Source organism: Sphingomonas dokdonensis (assembly GCF_002197685.1).
Taxonomy (GTDB): domain Bacteria; phylum Pseudomonadota; class Alphaproteobacteria; order Sphingomonadales; family Sphingomonadaceae; genus Sphingomonas; species Sphingomonas dokdonensis.
In genome coordinates, this window is record NZ_NBBI01000001.1 from 266,255 (window position 1) to 284,623 (window position 18,369).

General features: G+C 66.5%; 20 protein-coding genes and 1 tRNA gene. 13 read left to right on the plus strand and 8 right to left on the minus strand.

Translation table 11 applies throughout. The features are described 5' to 3' along the window. Nucleotides 1-29 precede the first annotated feature (29 nt). Both rsmD and SPDO_RS01240 read right to left on the minus strand, forming a co-directional pair. Nucleotides 30-569, minus strand: coding sequence for a 16S rRNA (guanine(966)-N(2))-methyltransferase RsmD (gene rsmD, locus SPDO_RS01235; RefSeq protein WP_088365641.1), 540 nt, complete (start codon nt 567-569; stop codon nt 30-32). Beyond that, nucleotides 569-1,954 carry a pseudouridine synthase gene (locus SPDO_RS01240; protein WP_088365642.1) on the minus strand — a complete coding sequence of 462 codons (1,386 nt, stop codon included), beginning with the start codon at nt 1,952-1,954 and terminating at the stop codon, nt 569-571. The genes rsmD and SPDO_RS01240 overlap by 1 nt, the downstream gene beginning before the upstream one ends. A 115-nt stretch (nt 1,955-2,069) precedes the next feature. On the opposite strand from SPDO_RS01240, the gene SPDO_RS01245 reads away from it, so the two are divergent. After that, on the plus strand, nt 2,070-2,531 hold the full coding sequence (locus SPDO_RS01245) for a response regulator transcription factor (RefSeq protein ID WP_088365643.1): 462 nt from the start codon (nt 2,070-2,072) through the stop codon (nt 2,529-2,531). A gap of 63 nt (nt 2,532-2,594) precedes the next feature. On the opposite strand, the gene SPDO_RS16890 is transcribed toward SPDO_RS01245, so the two are convergent. Continuing rightward, complete coding sequence (locus tag SPDO_RS16890; RefSeq protein ID WP_169716227.1) at nt 2,595-2,753, minus strand: hypothetical protein; 159 nt, start codon at nt 2,751-2,753, stop codon at nt 2,595-2,597. Between the two features lie 113 nt (nt 2,754-2,866). Here SPDO_RS16890 and SPDO_RS01250 point away from each other — a divergent pair. The 8 genes from SPDO_RS01250 to SPDO_RS01285 all read left to right on the plus strand — a co-directional run bounded on the left by SPDO_RS01250 (nt 2,867) and on the right by SPDO_RS01285 (nt 10,633). Beyond that, nucleotides 2,867-2,951, plus strand: a tRNA-Leu gene (locus tag SPDO_RS01250). Between the two features lie 62 nt (nt 2,952-3,013). Beyond that, nucleotides 3,014-4,684, plus strand: a complete 1,671-nt coding sequence (gene tig / locus SPDO_RS01255) for a trigger factor (RefSeq protein WP_088365644.1) — start codon at nt 3,014-3,016, stop codon at nt 4,682-4,684. Nucleotides 4,685-4,902: 218 nt separating this feature from the next. After that, on the plus strand, nt 4,903-5,844 hold the full coding sequence (locus SPDO_RS01260; RefSeq protein ID WP_088366295.1) for a glycosyltransferase family 2 protein: 942 nt from the start codon (nt 4,903-4,905) through the stop codon (nt 5,842-5,844). 41 nt (nt 5,845-5,885) lie between these two features. Further along, entirely contained in the window at nt 5,886-6,677 is a 792-nt protein-coding gene (locus SPDO_RS01265) for a MipA/OmpV family protein (protein WP_088365645.1), read from the plus strand. A 70-nt stretch (nt 6,678-6,747) separates the two neighbouring features. Further along, on the plus strand, nt 6,748-7,437 hold the full coding sequence (locus SPDO_RS01270; protein WP_281252541.1) for an ATP-dependent Clp protease proteolytic subunit: 690 nt from the start codon (nt 6,748-6,750) through the stop codon (nt 7,435-7,437). A 79-nt stretch (nt 7,438-7,516) separates the two neighbouring features. Next, nucleotides 7,517-8,785 carry an ATP-dependent Clp protease ATP-binding subunit ClpX gene (gene clpX, locus SPDO_RS01275; RefSeq protein ID WP_088365646.1) on the plus strand — a complete coding sequence of 423 codons (1,269 nt, stop codon included), beginning with the start codon at nt 7,517-7,519 and terminating at the stop codon, nt 8,783-8,785. A gap of 130 nt (nt 8,786-8,915) precedes the next feature. Next, a complete protein-coding gene (locus SPDO_RS01280) occupies nt 8,916-10,052 on the plus strand; it encodes a calcium:cation antiporter (protein WP_245828971.1) in 1,137 nt (378 codons plus the stop codon). After that, a complete protein-coding gene (locus tag SPDO_RS01285; RefSeq protein ID WP_088365647.1) occupies nt 10,049-10,633 on the plus strand; it encodes a GNAT family protein in 585 nt (194 codons plus the stop codon). The genes SPDO_RS01280 and SPDO_RS01285 overlap by 4 nt, the downstream gene beginning before the upstream one ends. Before the next feature lie 13 nt (nt 10,634-10,646). Here the strand turns inward: SPDO_RS01285 and SPDO_RS01290 are convergent, their stop codons facing one another. The 3 genes from SPDO_RS01290 to SPDO_RS01300 form a co-directional block, all read right to left on the minus strand. Then, nucleotides 10,647-11,084 carry an MAPEG family protein gene (locus SPDO_RS01290; RefSeq protein ID WP_425441904.1) on the minus strand — a complete coding sequence of 146 codons (438 nt, stop codon included), beginning with the start codon at nt 11,082-11,084 and terminating at the stop codon, nt 10,647-10,649. A gap of 110 nt (nt 11,085-11,194) precedes the next feature. Further along, nucleotides 11,195-12,274, minus strand: coding sequence for a 1,9-bis(guanidino)-5-aza-nonane synthase (locus SPDO_RS01295; protein WP_088365648.1), 1,080 nt, complete (start codon nt 12,272-12,274; stop codon nt 11,195-11,197). Nucleotides 12,275-12,380: 106 nt separating this feature from the next. Continuing rightward, nucleotides 12,381-13,613, minus strand: coding sequence for a type III PLP-dependent enzyme (locus SPDO_RS01300; RefSeq protein WP_425441905.1), 1,233 nt, complete (start codon nt 13,611-13,613; stop codon nt 12,381-12,383). A gap of 165 nt (nt 13,614-13,778) precedes the next feature. On the opposite strand from SPDO_RS01300, the gene SPDO_RS01305 reads away from it, so the two are divergent. The 4 genes from SPDO_RS01305 (at nt 13,779) to SPDO_RS01315 (ending at nt 17,093) form a co-directional block, all read left to right on the plus strand. Beyond that, nucleotides 13,779-14,741, plus strand: coding sequence for a threonine ammonia-lyase (locus SPDO_RS01305; protein WP_211279969.1), 963 nt, complete (start codon nt 13,779-13,781; stop codon nt 14,739-14,741). 70 nt (nt 14,742-14,811) lie between these two features. Further along, nucleotides 14,812-14,979 (plus strand): hypothetical protein, encoded by a 168-nt coding sequence (locus SPDO_RS16895; RefSeq protein ID WP_169716228.1) that lies wholly within the window; start codon nt 14,812-14,814, stop codon nt 14,977-14,979. Between the two features lie 86 nt (nt 14,980-15,065). Continuing rightward, on the plus strand, nt 15,066-16,535 hold the full coding sequence (locus tag SPDO_RS01310) for a flavin-containing monooxygenase (RefSeq protein ID WP_088365650.1): 1,470 nt from the start codon (nt 15,066-15,068) through the stop codon (nt 16,533-16,535). A gap of 33 nt (nt 16,536-16,568) precedes the next feature. After that, nucleotides 16,569-17,093: an asparaginase domain-containing protein gene (locus tag SPDO_RS01315; protein ID WP_088365651.1), complete on the plus strand. Its 525-nt coding sequence runs from the start codon at nt 16,569-16,571 to the stop codon at nt 17,091-17,093. A gap of 96 nt (nt 17,094-17,189) precedes the next feature. On the opposite strand, the gene SPDO_RS01320 is transcribed toward SPDO_RS01315, so the two are convergent. Further along, entirely contained in the window at nt 17,190-17,888 is a 699-nt protein-coding gene (locus SPDO_RS01320) for a hypothetical protein (RefSeq protein ID WP_088365652.1), read from the minus strand. A gap of 174 nt (nt 17,889-18,062) precedes the next feature. Then, nucleotides 18,063-18,314 (minus strand): hypothetical protein, encoded by a 252-nt coding sequence (locus SPDO_RS01325; RefSeq protein WP_088365653.1) that lies wholly within the window; start codon nt 18,312-18,314, stop codon nt 18,063-18,065. Nucleotides 18,315-18,369 lie beyond the last annotated feature (55 nt).

Below are 18,369 nucleotides of genomic sequence, written 5' to 3' on the forward strand. Positions count from 1 at the left end.
CCGCCGGGTGGCGGCAGGCAGCGGGTGAATCAGGCGAGCCGCAGCAGCGTCAGGCGCGCCTTGCCGTAGATCCGCGACGCGTCCTCGACGAAGCCGTCGACCGTCACCGGCTCATTGCGGGCGGTTTCGATGCTTACCCACGTTGCCGGTCCTGCCCAGCCAAGCCGCGCCAGCTTGTGCAGCGCCACCGCGCCGGCACCGGTGCCATACGGCGGGTCCATCATGATGAGGTCGAGCGGCGCGCGCGCCGGCCCCAGCGACATGGCGCTACCGGCGCGCACGTCGGTGTTCGGGGCAGACAGGGCGGCGATGTTCGCGCGCAAGGCATCGAGCGCCGCGCGATCCTGCTCCACGAACAGGCACGAGGCCGCGCCGCGCGACAGCGCCTCCAGCCCCAGCGCGCCCGATCCGGCGAACAGGTCCGCGACCGCCAGCCCTTCCATCGTGCCGAACCGGCTCACCAGCATGGAAAACAGCGCCTCGCGCGTGCGATCGGCGGTAGGACGCGTGGTGTCACCCTTGGGCGCGACAAGCTGCCGTCCGCGCCATTGCCCCGCAATGATGCGCATCAGCGGCTGCCGCGCGGCTTGGTCGGACGCGGCGGACGTGGCGCCCCATCGCGCCGGCCGGGGGCGCCGGTGCGGTTGGGGTCACGCGCGCGGGCGCCGCCACTCGGCCGATCGGGCTTCTCGAAGCGGCCAGGCCCGTCCGAACGTGCCGCTCCATCCGAGCGAGCCGCCCCGCCCGATCGCGCAGCTCCGCCGGGTCGGGTGGCCCGGTCACCGCGCACGGTATCACCGGAACGTGCCGGGCTTGCCAACCTGATGGGCCGATCGGTGCGCGTGGCATCACCGGTTCGCATGGGCCGGGCAGGGCTATCCGCCCCCGCGGTGCGCCCCGCACGACTAGCCGAAGCGGGCGCCTCCTCGCCGCGATCCTGTCGAAACGAGCGGGACCGTTCGGTGCGGCCGCCCCCGTCGCGCACGGCGAGCGAGCCGTCGGCGCGTTGCCGCGGACCCTTGGCCGGCTTCAGGCGGCCTTTGCCCGCCGGTCGTTGACCTTTCGCCCCATCGCCGACAGCCCCTCTGCCGCCGCTGGGCGCTAAACGAGCGCCGGCGGGCAATCCCCCCACCTCGCGCGGCGCCTCGCTCGCGACCGGTGCCACCCCGCGCCGTCGCGCCGGCTGCGGCAGTTCGCGCCGCGTCGGATCGGCCTGGAATGCCTCCACGTCATGATGACGCACCTCACCGATCTGCCCGGGCGACAGGTCACCCAGCACGAACGGGCCATAGCGGGTGCGGATCAGCCGGCTGACTTGCAGGCCGAGGTGTTCCAGCACGCGCCGCACCTCGCGATTCTTGCCTTCCTTCAGGATCAGCTCGATCCACAGGTTCGCGCCCGTGCGCCGCTCGATATTTGCGTCGATCGAGCCATAGCGCACGCCCTCGATCTCGACTCCGTGGATCAGCTCCTCGAGCTGCGGCTGGCTCACCTTCCCATAGGCCCGCGCACGATAGGCGCGCTCCACCCCCGTTGCGGGCAGCTCCAGCTGGCGCTTCAGCCCACCGTCGGTGGTCATCAGCAACAGCCCCTCGGTGTTGAGGTCGAGCCGGCCGACCGGCATCAGTCGCGGCAGCCCCTTGGGCAGGCGATCGTAAATCGTCGCGCGGCCCTGCGGATCGCGCTCGGTCGTCAGCACGCCGGTCGGCTTGTGAAACAGGAACAGCCGCGCGGCCTCGGGCGCGGCGACCGCATTGCCGTCCACCGTCACCCCATCGAGCGACGGCAGCAGCGTGGCGGGCGTTTCCACCGGCGCGCCGTTCAGCGCGACTCGCCCCTCCTCGATCATGCGTTCGATCTCCCGCCGCGAGGCGACGCCGGCGCGGGCGAGCAGTTTGGCGATACGGTGCAAGGGCGCCTGCGACGGCGATTGGGCGCGCGAAGAACTCGACATGGCGCGCCTGATATATCGGTTATGCCGCAGGCGCGAAATTATTTGCGTCCGAGCGGCGACAGACGCGTTATGTTCACGGGGCCACGGTCGTAACGAACAGCGCGGAACGCAGATAATGATCTTCGGCAAGCGGAAACGGTCGATCGTTCGGCTCCTCGTGGTGGAGGACGAGCCGCTGGTCGCCTTTGACACCGAATATCTGCTGCGTGAGCAGGATTATGAAATCGTCGCCACCGTTGATCGGGTGGCGCACGCGCTGGCGATCCTGAACGAGGCGAGCGACATTCATCTGGTGCTGGCCGATCTCGGCCTTGCCGACGGCAGCGGTCTCGAGGTGGCGCGCGTTGCCGGCGAGCATGGCGTGCCCGTGATGATCGTCACCGGCCATTGCCCGCCGGAGGCCGAGGGCATGGCGATGGGGTGCCTCATCAAGCCCTATGCGCCGCGCGACCTGCTGGCGGCGATCCGCGTCATCGAGGACGTTTGCGAGGGATCGCGCCCCCGCAAGCTACCGAGCGGCTTTCGCCTGTTTTCCCGCGAACTGCCGGGCAAGGCGGACAGCGCGGCAGCAAGCTGACGACAGCGCCGGGCTGGTCTGCCGGCCTGTCGTCGCTCCCGTCGTACTAAGTGAACCTGCGCCTCAGGCGCTCGGCTGTACCGGCGCCGGATCGGTGCCCGGCGATGCCGGCGCGGGCTGATCCACATCCGGGCTCGGCGGGGCGACTTCAGGTGGCGGTGCGGCAGGCTCGGGGGGCTGGCTGGGCTGGACCGGCTGCTCGGGCGGTGGGGTGGTGGCCATGATGTTTTGTCCTCTTCTGCGGGAATAACGCGCGGGCGAGCATGCGGGTTGCCGGCAATGCTTGCGGGGAGCCGCGGCGCGGTATAGAGGCCCGCGACCGACGGTGCCTTTTTGCGGGCGTGGCGGAACTGGTAGACGCGCTGGATTTAGGTTCCAGTATCGCAAGATGTGGGGGTTCGAGTCCCTTCGCCCGCACCAGTCATCCGCGGCGTGCCCGCGGACAGGCACCATCCACGAAATTTTCTGTTGAAGGCACGAAGATGCAGACTGTCGAGACGTTGAACGAGGGCCTGAAGCGCGCCTACACGCTGACCATCCCGGCGGCCGAGATCGAAAGCCGCGTCGATGCGGAGCTGAAGCGCGTCGCGCCGCAGGTGCGCATGCCCGGCTTCCGCCCCGGCAAGGTGCCGGCGAACATCGTGCGCAAGATGCACGGCCCCGCGCTGATGCAGGAAGCGCTCAACACCTCGATCCAGGAAGGCATCCAGTCGCTGATCGCCGAGCAGCAGCTGCGTCCGGCGATCCAGCCGTCCGTTGCGCTTGGCCAGGGCTATGAGCCGGGCAAGGACGCCGAGCTGACGGTTGAGCTGGAGGTGCTGCCGCAGGTGCCCGCACCCGCGCTCGACGACCTGAAGCTCGAGAAGCTGGTCGTCCCGGCTGCCGACGAGGTGATCGACGAGCAGCTGCAGAAGTTCGCGGACCAGACCAAGAGCTGGAACGACACGGACGAGGGCTATGCCGCGCAGACCGGCGACCTCGTCACCATGGACTTCGTCGGCAAGACGATGGACGGCGTCGCCTTCGACGGCGGCACCGGCACTGACATGGCGGTGGAGCTCGGCTCGGGTCGTCTGATCCCGGGCTTCGAGGATCAGGTCGTCGGCGCCAAGGCCGGCGAAGAGCGCCAGATCACCGTGACCTTCCCCGAGGAATATCAGGCCAAGGAACTCGCCGGTCAGGACGCGACCTTCGATCTCACCATCAAGTCGGTGAAGACGGCCGGCGAGGCGAAGATCGACGAGGATCTGGCCAAGAACCTCGGCCTCGAGAGCCTGGAGCAGCTGCGCGGCCTGGTTCGCGGTCAGGTCGAGCAGGAGCTCAACAACCTCACCCGCACGCACATGAAGCGCAAGCTGCTCGACCAGCTCGCCGCGGGCCACGATTTCGAGGTGCCGCCGTCGATGGTCGAGGCGGAATTCTCGCAGATCTGGCAGCAGCTGGAGCATGAGGCTACCCATGAGCCCGATCCCAAGGCGGCCATGGAGGAGATGGAGAAGGAGCGCGACGATTACCGCAAGATCGCCGAGCGCCGCGTCCGTCTCGGCCTGCTGCTGAGCGAGATCGGCCAGGCCAACGGCGTCGAAGTGACCCAGCAGGAAATGAACCGCCTGATCGGTCAGGCCGCGCAGCAGTATCGCGGCGAGGACCAGACGCGCTTCATCCAGTACGTCCAGCAGGATCCGATGGCGGCGGCTCAGCTGCGCGCGCCGTTGTACGAGGACAAGGTCGTCGACTTCCTGTTCGACAAGGCCGACGTGACCGAGCGCGAGACGACCCGCGAGGAGCTGGAAGCCGCGATCGAGAGCGAGGACGGTTTCGCGACCGGCACGCACCATCACGATCACGACAACCACAAGCCCAAGCAGAAGAAGGCGGCGGCCAAGAAGAAGGCCGACGACGCACCGGTCGACGAAGCCGCGGCTCCGGGCGAGGGCGAGGCTGAGGTGAAGCCGGCGAAGAAGCCGGCCGCCAAGAAGAAGGCAGCCGAGGCGCCGGCCGAGGGCGGCGAGGAAGCGGCCGCGCCGGCGAAGAAGCCGGCTGCGAAGAAGGCGGCTGCCAAGCCCGCCGCGACGGACGAGGCAGGCGCGGCGGAAGCCAAGCCGGCGAAGAAGGCTCCGGCCAAGAAGGCGGCGCCCAAGACCGAGGGCTAACCGCCGCGGCGTATCGCCGATTGCCACCCCGGATCGGGAAAGAGGTGCTGCCCCGCGGTGGGCAGCACCTCGGACCAGGTCCGGGGTGTCGTGCTTTCGGAAGGTGGCGTCGCGCGGCTTGTGTCGGCATCCACCCTTCCGCAAGACTCTCCGGCTAGTGGCTGCGCGAAGCAGTGCGCCCGCAGGACCATCCTGCGGGGCGACGGAAGGACCCGACCTTGCTCGAACCAGTGCGTGAGCCGACAATCGCCGTGCTGCTGCCTTGCTACAACGAAGAGGCGGCCATTGCGCAGACCGTGGCGGGCTTCCGCGCCGCTTTGCCGGGCGCGACGATCTACGTGTACGACAACAATTCGCGTGACCGAACGGTAGAGGTTGCCCGTGCTGCCGGCGCCATCGTCCGTACCGAGCGAATTCAGGGGAAGGGCGCGGTCGTGCGCCGGATGTTCGGCGATATCGATGCCGACGTCTATGTGATGGCGGATGGCGACGCGACCTATGACGCGGCCTCTGCGCCGGCGCTGGTCAACCGCATGCTGGAGGAGCAGCTCGACATGGTGGTCGGCTGCCGCGTGGGCGAAGCCGCCGCCGCCTATCGCCGCGGTCATCGCCTCGGCAATGCGATGCTCACCGGCATGCTCGCGCAGCTCTTCGGACGCAGCTTCACCGATATTCTAAGCGGTTACCGCGTCTTCTCGCGGCGGTTCGTGAAGAGCTTCCCCGTGCTGTCGGTCGGCTTCGAGATCGAAACCGAGATCTCCGTTCACGCGCTTGAGCTGAAGATGCCGGTCGGAGAGGTCGAGACGCCCTATTTCGCGCGGCCGGAAGGGTCGGTGTCGAAGCTCAGCACCTATCGCGACGGCTGGCGTATCCTCGGCACGATCGCGACGCTCTATCGCATCGAGCGGCCGCTCTGGTTCTACGGCGCCTTTGGCGCGGCGCTGCTGCTGCTCGCCATCATCCTCGCGGTGCCGCTGGCGATCACCTATGCGCAGACCGGCCTGGTGCCCCGTTTCCCCACCGCGATCCTCGCCACCGGGCTCACCATCCTTGCCGCGCTGTCGCTGTTCGCCGGGCTAATCCTCGACACGGTGGTGCGTGGCCGGCTTGAGGTGCGCCGTCTGGCCTATCTCGGCTACCCCGCGCCGCAGGCGCGCTAAAGCCGCTAGGCGCGATCAAACAACTGGCTTACGCTGCGCTTATGGCATCATCGCTCTTCGGCCGCTCGGCGGCTTTTCTCGTCCTCGCTGCGGCTTGGGCGACCGGCGCCACGGCACAGGAGCAGCCGCGCCGCACCCGTGTCGCGCTGGGGCCGCAGCTAGTCCCGCGCTATCCCGGCGCGGACGGCCATGTGGTGCGACCGTTCCTCGATTTCAGCCGAGTAAGCGGCGACACGCCGTTCCCGTTCGAGGCCGCGGACGAAAGCTCCAGCATCTCGATCGTCAACTCGAATGGTTTCGCCTTCGGCCCGGCGCTCAGTTTTGAAGGATCGCGCCGCACGCGCGACATACCCGGGCTGCCGCGCGTCGGCTTTACCGTCGAAGTCGGCGGGTTCGCGCAATATACGGCAAGCGCGGTGCCGATCCGCGGGCGTGTCGAACTGCGCCAGGGGATCGGCGGGCACAAGGGGCTCATCGGCATGGCGGGGGTCGATTACATAGCGCGCGAGCGCGACGAATGGCTGTTCTCGATCGGTCCGCGCGTCACCTTCTCGAACGGCAAGTACCAGCGCGCCTATTTCGGCGTGCCGCTTGACGCGGTCGCCGGCTCCGGGCTGCCGGGCTTTCGCCCTTCGGGCGGGATCCACGCGGTCGGGGTCAATGCCGGCTTTCTGAAGCAGTTGAGCCGCAACTGGGGCATCACCACCTACGCCAAGTACGACCGGCTCATCGATGATGCCGGCGACTCGCCGGTGGTGCGGCGCTTCGGTGATCGCAATCAATTGTCGGGCGGCGTGGCGCTTAGTTACACCTTCTTTGGCCGCGCCAACTAAACCGGCCCACTTGAAGTCGCACGCCGAGCGCGCGACATAGGTGGCCTAGAGGCATAAGAGAGATTTTTTCATGCACAATCCGTTCGAGACCGGCGACTTCGCAGGCGCCCTGGCGCGCGCCGGGGTCGGCATGCAGCAGACGCAGGCCGGGCTCGTTCCCATCGTGATCGAGCAGTCGAACCGTGGCGAGCGTTCGTTCGACATCTTCAGCCGCCTGCTGCGCGAGCGCATCGTGTTCGTGACCGGCGGCGTCGAGGACGGCATGGCCAGCCTGATCACCGCGCAGCTGTTGTTCCTTGAATCGGAAAATCCGAAGAAGGACATCTTCATGTACATCAACTCGCCGGGCGGTGTCGTCACGGCGGGCATGGCGATCCATGACACGATGAACTACATCCGGCCGCGCGTCGGCACGGTGTGCATCGGCCAGGCCGCCTCGATGGGCAGCTTCCTTCTCTCGGCGGGCGAGCCGGGGATGCGCGTGGCACTGACCAACGCGCGCATCATGATCCACCAGCCGTCGGGCGGCGCGCAGGGCATGGCCAGCGACATCGAGATCCAGGCCAAGGAAATCCTGCGCATCCGGCATCGCATGAACGAGCTGTATGCCAAGTACACCGGCAAGCCGATCGAGGTGATCGAGAAGGCGATGGATCGCGACAAGTTCCTCAGCGCGGACGAGGCCAGGGAATTCGGCCTGATCGACGAGGTGTTCGACAAGCGGCCGGCGCCCGCCGACGACGCGGCGGCGGCGGCCTGATCACCGTTTGCGCGTTTTCCGGCATTGCCGGATCAAGATCGGCCGGGTTACCATGCCTGGCCGAAAAGGATGTGATTGAATGACAAAGCTCAGCGGCGGTGACTCCAAGAGCACGCTCTACTGCTCCTTCTGCGGCAAGTCGCAGCACGAGGTGCGCAAGCTGATCGCCGGCCCGACGGTGTTCATCTGCGACGAATGCGTCGAGCTGTGCAACGACATCATTCGTGAGGAAACGAAGTCGGCGCTCGTGTCCAAGAAGGACGGCGGTGTGCCGACCCCGCAGGAAATCTGCGACGTTCTCGACGATTACGTCATCGGGCAGAAGCAGGCCAAGCGCGTGCTCTCGGTCGCGGTGCACAATCACTACAAGCGGCTGAACCACGGCGCCAAGGGTGCCGACGTCGAGCTCGCCAAGTCGAACATCCTGCTCGTCGGCCCGACCGGCTGCGGCAAGACGCTGCTGGCGCAGACGCTGGCGCGCATCCTCGACGTGCCGTTCACCATGGCGGACGCGACGACGCTGACCGAGGCTGGTTACGTCGGCGAGGATGTCGAGAACATCATCCTCAAGCTGCTCCAGGCTTCCGACTATAACGTCGAGCGCGCGCAGCGCGGCATCGTCTACATCGACGAGATCGACAAGATCAGCCGCAAGGCCGAGAACCCGTCGATCACCCGCGACGTGTCGGGCGAGGGCGTGCAGCAGGCGCTGCTGAAGCTGATGGAAGGCACCACCGCCTCCGTGCCGCCGCAGGGCGGGCGCAAGCATCCGCAGCAGGAATTCCTGCAGGTCGACACGACGAACATCCTGTTTATCTGCGGCGGCGCCTTCTCGGGTCTGGAAAAGATCATCGGCGATCGCCTGCAGGGCAAGTCGATCGGCTTTGGTGCCTATGTCGCCTCGCCCGAGGAAAAGCGCACCGGTGAGGTGCTGCGCCAGACCGAGCCGGAGGATCTGCTGAAGTTCGGCCTCATCCCCGAGTTCGTCGGCCGTCTGCCGGTGATCGCGACGCTCGAGGATCTCGACGTCACCGCGCTGGTGAAGATCCTGAGCGAGCCGAAGAACGCGCTGGTGAAGCAATATCAGAAGCTGTTCGAGATGGAGGAGGTGAAGCTCGGCTTCACCGACGATGCGCTCACCACGGTCGCCAAGAAGGCGATCGAGCGGAAGACGGGTGCGCGCGGGCTCCGCTCGATCCTTGAGGCGATCCTTCTCGACACCATGTTCGACCTGCCGGGGATGGATTCGGTCGACGAGGTGATGATCGACAAGGACGTGGTCGACGGCCGCAAGGAGCCGATCCGCGTCTATGCCGAGAAGAAGAAGTCGGGCGTCGACGCCGCCTGACGCTTCCGGCCGCCGGACGAACGAAGCGGGCGTCGGGAAACCGGCGCCCGTTTTCTTTTGTTCAAGCAAGGCGGCGCGGCATCGTTCGGCGTCGTCGCTACCTCACCGTCACCACCAGCCAGGAGATTGGATGACCGAACAGCCCGACATGGTCGACGGCATCGTACCACCGGCAAGCAAGCGAGCATTGCTCCAGCGGCTAGACCTGCCGCTTTATACGCTCCTGTTCCCACTCCTGTCCGCGGTCGCCGTGGCGGTATCGCTGTACGACATGGCGCTGGTCGGCACCCTTGCCGCCGCCGCGATCCTGATGGGCGCGGTGCTCGCCGCCGTGCATCATGCCGAGGTGGTGGCACACCGTGTCGGCGAGCCGTTCGGCACGCTGGTGCTCGCCATCGCGGTCACGGTGATCGAGGTGTCGCTGATCGTCAGCCTGATGCTTTCGGACGCTGGTGACGCCTCCGCGCTCGCCCGCGACACGGTGTTCGCAGCCATCATGATCATCCTGAACGGCATCGTCGGCCTATGCCTGATGGCGGGCGGGCTGCGGCACGGCGAGCAACGCTTCACCCTGCACGGCGTCAGTGCGGCGCTTGCCGTGCTCACCGCGCTGGTCGTGCTGTCGCTGGTGCTGCCCAATTACGTGACCAGCGCCGCGGGGCCGACCTACTCTCCGGCGCAGCTGGTGTTCGTCGCGATCGTGTCGCTGTTTCTCTACCTCATCTTCGTGCTGGTCCAGACGGTGCGGCACCGGGAGTATTTCCTGCCGGACGCGGACATGCCGGCCGACGCGCATGCCGGGCGACCCAGCGGCGCGACCACTGCGACCGCGCTGGTGTTCCTGCTGATTGCGCTGGTCGGCGTCGTGCTGCTCGCCAAGGGGCTGTCGGCAACGGTGGAGCGCGCGGTGCTCGGCGCCGGGCTGCCGCTCGCCATCGTCGGCGTGGTGATCGCCGCCCTGGTGCTCGCGCCCGAGGGGCTCGCCGCCTATCGCGCGACCAAGCGCAATCGGCTCCAGACCAGCCTCAACCTTGCGCTCGGCTCGGCGCTGGCGACGATCGGGCTGACGATCCCGTCGGTCGCGATCGTCTCGCTGGTACTCGACCTGCCGCTGGCGCTCGGTATCGGCGCGAAAAGCATCACGCTCTTGATCCTGACGTTGTTCACCATCACCCTGTCGCTCGGGACCGGACGAACGACGATCCTGGGAGGAGCGGTGCATTTGGTGATCTTCGCAGCCTATCTGTTCACCACCGTGGTGCCATGACGATCGTTCGGCTCGCCGGCGGCGCGGAGCGGGCGCGCGTGGCGGCGATGCTGGGCCGCGCCTTTGCCGACGATCCGGCGATGCGCTGGATCTTCCCCGATGCCGCCGATCGCGCGACTAGGCTCCCGCGCCTGTTCGCGCTGCTGTTCGACGAGGACGCGGCGGGCATGCGGCTGATGACGGAGAACGGCGAGGCGGCGACCTTGTGGCGCCCGCCGGGCGCGCCGACCACCGGCATCGCCACGATGCTGCGGCGCGCATGGCCGCTCTGGCGGGCGCTTGGCGCGAACCTGCCGCGCGCGCTGCGGCTGGCCAACGCGGTCGACGCGCACATGCCGTCGGGCGACTTCTGGTACCTGCACCTCGCGGGCTGCGATCCGGCAGCACAGGGCAGGGGGCTTGGCGGCGCCGTCGTGCGCGCCGGCCTGAACCGCGTCGCGCGGCGCTTTCCCGCCCATCTGGAGACCGCGACCGAGCGGAACCTCGGTTTCTACCAGACGCTGGGCTTCGCCGTGACCGATGAATGGACCGTCCCCGGCGGCGGCCCCCGCTTCTGGTCGATGCGCCGCCCCGCCGATTGAGCGCCACCGACGCTCAGCCCGCGCGGATCACCGCAAGGCCGGCCACCAGCGTCAGCAGCACGAGGCACCCGCTCGACACCGCGAACAGGATGAAGCGCGGCTTCACGCGGTTGCTGGTCGCCTGCACGAGGCTATGCGCCACCCGCAGCGCGACATAGGCCCAGGCCAAGGCGATCGCGACCGGCGATGCGCGTCCGGCGAGCGTCAGGATGCCGCACAGCGCATAGAACAGCACCGGCTGTTCGAGCAGATGGTTGTAGTTGTGCGCCTTCCACTGCGCCTCTGCAGGGAGCGAGCGGTCCGCATCGGCAGCGCGCGAGCCGACCAGCGAACCCATGCGGATGCCGGCGCGCCGCATCGCGGGCAGCCGCGTCGCGAGCATCCAGCCCAGCATCACGAGCGTCCAGCCGATCAGCGCAACGGCAGGCTGGAGAAGCGCGAAGGAGATCATGAACGAAGGCTAGCGCGACCGCGATCTGCTGTCACGCATGTCGGCGCGGCGCAACGGAGGCGCGGGCGCGAGTAGGAGCGGGGCAGCCACGCCGCCCCGCTCCAATACAATCAGGCGAACAGCTTCGCCCAGCCGCGCTTGGCGCGATCCTTCCAATGGCCGCGGTGATAGGCGTCGGACGCCAGCAGCGGCATGACCGAGCCCGCTTCCGCGAACACCATCTGCTCGATGCCCGTGTTCACCTTGCCCCACGATGCCGCTTCCTGCAGCGTCGAGGACGAGCAGGCGCCGTCGCGCACGTCGGCGACGGTGATCTGTACCGCATACTTGTGCACCTCGACATCCTCGTGGCCGAGGATCTCCGCGCACACCACCGTGTCCTGAATGAAGTTCTTCGGCACGCCGCCGCCGATCATCAGCAGACCGGTGGTGCCCGCCTGGATCTTGATCTCGGTCAGCTCGCGGAAGTCGGCGATCGCGTCGAGCACCATGTACGGGCGGCCTTCCTTGGCGGCATCGACCTGATGCTTCACCAGACCGAAGCCGGCCGACGAATCGACGAACGCCGGGCAGAAGATCGGCACGTCATGCTCATAGGCGAGCTTGACGAGGCTGTTGTCCTTCTTGCCGTGCTCGACCAGGTACTTGCCCATCTCGCGAATGAAAGCGCGCGACGAATAGGGCTTCGGCTCCAGCGACTCGGCGATCTTGTTGATCGTGAAGTCGCAATCCTGCAGCTGCTGCTCATCGATGTAGGTGTCGTAGATGCGGTCGATGTAGAGCGAGCGCAGCGTGTCGTCATCCGGCACTTCCAGCGCCTGATAATGCTTGTGGCCCAGGCCCTCGAAGAAATCCATGTCGACGATGGTCGCGCCGGTGGCGACGATGCAGTCGACCATGTTGTTGCGAACGAGCTCCGCATACAGGTCCATGCAGCCGCCGGCCGAGGTCGAGCCCGCGATCACGAGGACGACGGTGCAGTCCTTGTCGGCCAGCATGTCGTTGTAGATCTTGGTCGCACGGCCCAAGTCACGGCTGGTGAAGCTCATGTCGCTCATCGCATCGACGATCGGGCGCGCGTCGAAGCTCTTGATGTCGATGTGCTTGACCTGCTTCGACAGCAGTTCCGCTTTGCGGGTGTCGTTGATCGGCGCATTCGCCGCCGCGGTCTTCGTGAGGGTGTCGGTCATGGGTTGCTCCCACATGATGGCACACGTCGTTCGAGGGGACGCGCAAACCCGTAGGGACGGCGGCGCCCGTCAGGGCACCGCCGTCTATTCCAATGTAAGCAGTCGGTTACAGCTTTACGACGTTGGACGCGGCTTCGCGTTCCACCTCGGTGTACAGCGACACCATCGGCTCGTCCTCGACGATCACCGTCTCGTCCGATCCGAAGCCGTTGAACGCCGTGCGCATCGCCGAGCCATAGGCGCCCAGCATGCCGATCTCGACATAATCGCCGGCCTGAACGTCCGCCGGCAGCAGGAACGGGCCTGCCATATGGTCGAGGTCGTCGCAGGTCGGGCCATAGAACGAGAACGGATGATCGCGCACGGTCGACTGCGGCTCGCGCAGCAACGTCACCGGGAAGCGCCAGCCGATATGCGCCGCATCGAACAGCGCGCCATAGGCGCCGTCGTTGATATACAGCTCGTTGCCGCGGCGCTTTTCCACGCGCACGACGACGCTGCTGTACTCGGCGCACAACGCACGGCCCGGCTCCGCCCACAGCTCGGCCGAATAGCTGATCGGCAGGCTCTCGAACGCGCGGTGGATCGTCTCGAAATAATGCTCCAGCGGCGGGGGCGCCATGTCGGGGTAGGACGACGGGAAACCGCCGCCTACGTCGATCACGTCAACCGTCACGGCCGCATCCACGATCGCTGCGCGCACGCGCTCCATGGCGTCCGAATAGGCTTCGGGCGTCATCGCCTGGCTGCCGACATGGAAGCAGATGCCGAGCGCATCGGCCGCCTGGCGGGCGGCGAACAGCAGCGGCTTCGCTTCGTGCGGTGCCACGCCGAACTTCGACGCGAGGCTGAGCTTCGAGTGCTCGGACGACACGCGCAGCCGGACGCACAGCGTCAGGTCCGACGCATTGCGCGTCGCCCGCATAATCTTTTCAAGCTCTTCGAGCGAATCGAGGCTGAACGTCCGAACGCCATGCGTGAAATACGCCTCGGCAATCGCTTCCTCGGCCTTCACCGGATGCATGAAGCACAAGGTGGCGTCCGGCAGCGTGCGTGCGACGAGCCGCACCTCGGCGATCGAGGCGACGTCGAAATGCGTGATGCCGTTGTCCCAGAGGATCTGGATCAGCTCGGGGGACGGATTGGCCTTCACGGCATACATTGAGCGGCCCGGGAACTTCTCCACGAAGAACCGAGCAGCGCGTGCCGCAGCGTGTGGACGCACGAGCGTGATCGGCTGAACCGGCTTGCCCTGTGCGATGTCGATGGCGCCCGCGACCATGTCACGGGTATCGGTCGTTTGGGGCGCTAGCCCCAGCGCGCGATCTTCCTGGTGCAATTCAAGGGACCTCCAATGCCAGGGGACGAAGCCCCGGTCTTCAGTTGACGAAATCACTGCCTTGCGGTGGAAGTCCCATGGGGCAGCGGAGGCGCGCACTTAGGGTCGGCGACCCCCCGTGTAAAGTGTGTTTTCGGCCGCCCGAAATTGCGGCAAGGACGGGCCGTGACAATTGTACGACAACCCACACGCGCCGGGGTGCGCGACGCGGCGGCAAAGGTCGCCGCCATTCTTCCACCAACGCCGCTTTTCACCGCGGAAATCAAGGGCGTACCCGTTGCCTTCAAGGCAGAATCGCTACAGCCGATCGGTGCGTTCAAGATACGCGGCGCATGGCACCGACTGACCGCTCTTGATCCCAACGCACGCACGCGCGGCGTGGTTGCGTTTTCCAGCGGCAATCACGCGCAGGGGGTCGCCTGGGCGGCCAAGCGGCTCGGCATGCCGGCGATCATCGTCATGCCCGCCGACGCGCCGCGCGCAAAGGTCGAGGGGACGCTGGCGCTCGGCGCCGAGGTGGTCAGCTACGATCGCCATACGGAGTCGCGCGAACAGATCGCGGCGCGGCTGGCCGAGGCACGCGGCGCCACCCTGGTGCCCAGCTTCGACGACGCCTGGGTGATCGAGGGGCAGGGGTCGGCCGGGATCGAGCTTGCCGCGCAGATGGAGGCGGCGGGCCTGGGCGCGCCGCGCCATGTGGTCGTGCCCTGCGGCGGCGGTGGTCTGTCGGCAGGTGTGGCGCTGGCGCTGCCGGATGCCGCGATCACGGTCACCGAGCCCGAGGGGTGGGACGACATGCGCCGCAGTCTGGAGGCAAGCTGGATCCTACCGGTCGGCGATTCGCCCCCGCCCACCAGCTGCGATGCGCTGATGACCAAGCAAGTGTCGCCGCTCACCTTCGACGTGCTCTCGCGCCGCGATGCGACCGGCGTGGCGGTGTCGGAGGCAGAAATCGCTGCTGCGCAGCGTTGGGCGGCCGAGCGCCTGCGGCTGGTCGTCGAGCCGGGCGGGGCGGTGGGGCTTGCCGCCGTGCTGGCCGGGCATGTCGCGCCGGCACCGGGCCTCGCGGTGATCCTGTCGGGCGGGAACGTCGACATTGCGGCTTACGCCCTGGCAATCGCCGGCTGACGAACGCCGGCAGACAAACGGCGGAGGTCGCCGGCTTTGCCGATGCCGGCGTCGGCGCTAGAGCCGCGCCATGGATATGATCGCCAACGCCGCGCCAGCCATCGCCATGCTCGCTGCCTTCGCCTGCGTGCTGGGTGGCGGCTGGCTGATCCGCACCGGCAGCGATGCGAAGCGCGGCTGGCTGATGATCGTCATGGCGATCGTGCTGGTCGCCAATGTCATGATCTGGACGCTCTGACCGGCGAATTACTGACACAAGGGTAAGTTCGCTTCTTTCCCGACCTCTTTCGATGCGTTAGGCTCGCGCAAAAGAGAGGATCGTCCATGAGCGAGCATGTCGACGTTATCATCGTCGGGGCGGGGTTGTCCGGCATCGGCGCGGCGCATCATCTGCAACAGCGCTGCCCCGATCGCAGCTACCTGATCCTCGAGGCGCGGCAGGCGATCGGCGGCACCTGGGATCTCTTCCGCTATCCCGGCATCCGCTCGGACAGCGACATGCATACGCTGGGCTATAACTTCCGGCCGTGGACCAAGGCGAAAGCGATCGCCGACGGCCCCTCGATCAAGGAATATATCGAGGACACCGCGCGCGATGGCGCCATCGATCGCCACATCCGCTTCGGCCATCGCGTCGTCGGCATGGAATGGTCGACCCCCGATGCGCGCTGGACGGTCCGGGTGGACGGGCCTGACGGCGAGACCACCTTCACCTGCTCGTTCCTCCACATGTGTTCTGGCTATTACGATTACGAAAAAGGCCATACCCCGCACTTCGAAGGCCAAAACGTGTTCGAAGGCAGGCTGGTCCACCCGCAATTCTGGCCGGAGGATCTCGACTATTCGGGCAAGAACGTCGTCGTGATCGGCAGCGGCGCCACCGCCGTCACGTTGGTCCCCGAAATGGCAAAAACCGCCGCCAACGTCACCATGCTGCAGCGCTCGCCCACCTATGTCGTCTCCCGCCCAGGCCAGGACGCGCTCGCCAATTGGCTGCGCGCCAAGCTGCCGAGCAAGGCGGCCTACGGCGTAACGCGCTGGAAGAACGTGCTTTTCGGTATGATCTTCTATCGCATGACGCGGCGCCAGCCGGAAAAGGTGAAGCAGAAGCTGCTCGATGGCGTGCGCGAGCATCTCGGTCCCGACTACGACGTCGGCACTCATTTCACGCCGCGCTATAACCCTTGGGACCAGCGCCTCTGCCTGGTCCCCGACGCCGACCTGTTCGACACGATCAAGGCCGGCAAGGCGAGCGTCGTCACCGACACGATCGATCGCTTCACACCCGGCGGAATCCGCCTCGCGTCGGGCCAGGAACTGCCCGCGGATGTGGTCGTCACCGCCACCGGGCTTGAGGTGAAGCTGCTGAGCGGCATCGAGCCGATCGTCGACGGCGAGCAAAAGAACCTTGGCAAGGCCCTGCAATATAAGGGAATGATGTTCTCTGACATCCCGAACCTGTCGTTCACCTTCGGCTACACCAACGCCTCCTGGACGCTGAAGGCCGATCTTGTCGCGATGTACCTGTGCCGCCTGCTCAACACGATGAAGAAGCGCGGCATGCGCCAGATCACGCCGCGCGTCGGCGATGAGGCGATCACCGAAGAGCCCTTCGTCGACTTCAGCTCCGGCTACATCCAGCGCGTCGCCGACCGCCTGCCGAAACAGGGCAACAAGAAGCCCTGGCGCCTCAACCAGAACTACGCGCTCGACGTGATGGCGCTGCGTTTTGGCTCGGTCGACAACAGCCTGGAGTTCTCCAACCCCGAGGCGCGAGCACGCATCGCGGCCTGACGGCTCCCTCTTTCGCTCGGCGGCGAACACGCTATGGCGCGCGTCGTTGCAGCAAAGGAGAATGCCGCCGTGTCCGACGTGCTGATCCTCACCACCGGTGGGACGATCGACAAGCTCTATTTCGATGCGCTGAGCACCTATCAGATCGGCGAAAGCGTGGTGGATCGCGTGCTTCGCACCGCTCAGGTAAAGCTGCCGTATCGCGTGGCCGAGGTGCTACGAAAGGACAGTCTGGAACTGACCGATGACGACCGTGCGCTGATCGCTCAGACGGTGGCGGATGCGCCCGAGCGCCGCGTCATCATCACGCACGGCACCGATACGATGACGCATACGGCGCAGGCGCTGGCCGGGCTTCGGGGCAAGACGATCGTGCTGGTCGGTGCACTGGCGCCGGCGCGTTTCGCCGAGAGCGATGCGACCTTCAACCTCGGCATGGCGCTTGCGACGGCGCAAGTCGCCGCACCCGGCGTGTGGATCGCGATGAACGGGACGATCTTTGACGGACTGCGAGTGCGCAAAGATCGCGCGGCAAACGCCTTTGTGGCGGTAGACTAGGCGATCACGAGCGAGGGGGGCGGGCGCCCTGCACCCGCCGTTCTGAAAAGCGCGCGGTCTAGGCGGCTGGTGCGTATTCGCGCCGGCCGCAGCAGATCAGCGTTGCGCGAGGCTCACAGCGGCGATCGGCTCCGGGAAATCGAGTGCGCCACACTTTTTCGTCTGCCACTCGCCGCGCTTTGACCAGCAAACATTATCGAGGTTGGGCACGCGCGAGCTCGCATGGAACGAGCGCGGGAACAACTGCTCGCCCCATGGCGACAGGCTGTTGCGCAGCTCGCGCATCTTTTCCTGCGCCAGCGTGCCGAAGCTGCCGCGCGGCGTGTAGAGCGAAGCACGCCCGATCTTCGCCGCCGTCTGGCAGAAATTATACTGCGACGACACGGCGTTGAAGCTGGAATAGGTACGCGTACCGAACTGATCGAGCGCCGACTGGCCGGCCTTGGCGCTGGCGTTGGTGCGTTTGAAATAGGCGGTCAGCGTGTCGTAGGTGTCCTTCAACTCCGCGCGATGATCGGTCAGCACGGCGTTGTAATTGTCCACGGCAAGCAGCGTCGGCTCGAACTGGCATTGCAGCGCCGCGACGTTCAGCGCCGCGCGCAGCGTCCAGGCCAGCCCGGCCTTTACTTCCTTTTCGGTCGCGCCCGGCAGCGGCTGCGCGATGCCCGGTTCATCCCCGCGCACAACAGTGCCGGACAAATCCTTGGACTTCATGAAAAATTGTGCGGATGCAGGTGCCGATCCCACCATCGCGGCTGCTGCCAAGCCAAGCCCGACGAACCGCAACCCAACCATTCTCATGATATTCCCCCGACGCAACGTGCGGGATTCATACGCGTTTTCTCGGAATCCGCCAAGACCGTTCGTCATCTCGATCGCACATTCGGGCGCTACGACGAGCGGCAGACACGAAAAGGGCCGCCCGGTCGCCCGGGCAGCCCCTTGAACTCCGATAAATCGAAGCGACGATTACATCGCGTTCGTGGAGTTCATCATCATCATGTCGTTCGACATCATGGTGTCGTTCGCCATCATGCCGTCGTTCATTGCGCCGTCAACCGCCGTCATGTTGTCGGTCATGGTGTCCATGCCCTCGGTCGCGTTCATGTCGGTGATGGTGGTGTTGTCGACCGTGGTTTCGGTCTGCGAGCCGCAAGCCGAAACGGCGAGTGCAGCTGCGGCAATGGCCGAACCAGCCAGGATCTTCGAGATAGCACGCATGGAAAGCTCCCTAGAAAGTGGATTTGGACGGCGGACGGATCCTTAATACCCAAAT

Coding starts and splice junctions, on each gene's coding strand:
- SPDO_RS01325 (WP_088365653.1), bottom strand. CDS start 18,314: ATGCGTGCTATCTCGAAGATCCTGGCTGGTTCGGCCATTGCCGCAGCT.
- SPDO_RS01320 (WP_088365652.1), bottom strand. CDS start 17,888: ATGGTTGGGTTGCGGTTCGTCGGGCTTGGCTTGGCAGCAGCCGCGATG.
- SPDO_RS01295 (WP_088365648.1), bottom strand. CDS start 12,274: ATGACCGACACCCTCACGAAGACCGCGGCGGCGAATGCGCCGATCAAC.
- rsmD (WP_088365641.1), bottom strand. CDS start 569: ATGCGCATCATTGCGGGGCAATGGCGCGGACGGCAGCTTGTCGCGCCC.
- SPDO_RS01240 (WP_088365642.1), bottom strand. CDS start 1,954: ATGTCGAGTTCTTCGCGCGCCCAATCGCCGTCGCAGGCGCCCTTGCAC.
- SPDO_RS01315 (WP_088365651.1), top strand. CDS start 16,569: ATGGCGCGCGTCGTTGCAGCAAAGGAGAATGCCGCCGTGTCCGACGTG.
- SPDO_RS01280 (WP_245828971.1), top strand. CDS start 8,916: ATGACCGAACAGCCCGACATGGTCGACGGCATCGTACCACCGGCAAGC.
- tig (WP_088365644.1), top strand. CDS start 3,014: ATGCAGACTGTCGAGACGTTGAACGAGGGCCTGAAGCGCGCCTACACG.
- SPDO_RS01270 (WP_281252541.1), top strand. CDS start 6,748: ATGCACAATCCGTTCGAGACCGGCGACTTCGCAGGCGCCCTGGCGCGC.
- SPDO_RS01310 (WP_088365650.1), top strand. CDS start 15,066: ATGAGCGAGCATGTCGACGTTATCATCGTCGGGGCGGGGTTGTCCGGC.
- SPDO_RS16890 (WP_169716227.1), bottom strand. CDS start 2,753: ATGGCCACCACCCCACCGCCCGAGCAGCCGGTCCAGCCCAGCCAGCCC.
- SPDO_RS01245 (WP_088365643.1), top strand. CDS start 2,070: ATGATCTTCGGCAAGCGGAAACGGTCGATCGTTCGGCTCCTCGTGGTG.
- SPDO_RS01290 (WP_425441904.1), bottom strand. CDS start 11,084: ATGATCTCCTTCGCGCTTCTCCAGCCTGCCGTTGCGCTGATCGGCTGG.
- SPDO_RS01265 (WP_088365645.1), top strand. CDS start 5,886: ATGGCATCATCGCTCTTCGGCCGCTCGGCGGCTTTTCTCGTCCTCGCT.
- clpX (WP_088365646.1), top strand. CDS start 7,517: ATGACAAAGCTCAGCGGCGGTGACTCCAAGAGCACGCTCTACTGCTCC.
- SPDO_RS01285 (WP_088365647.1), top strand. CDS start 10,049: ATGACGATCGTTCGGCTCGCCGGCGGCGCGGAGCGGGCGCGCGTGGCG.
- SPDO_RS16895 (WP_169716228.1), top strand. CDS start 14,812: ATGGATATGATCGCCAACGCCGCGCCAGCCATCGCCATGCTCGCTGCC.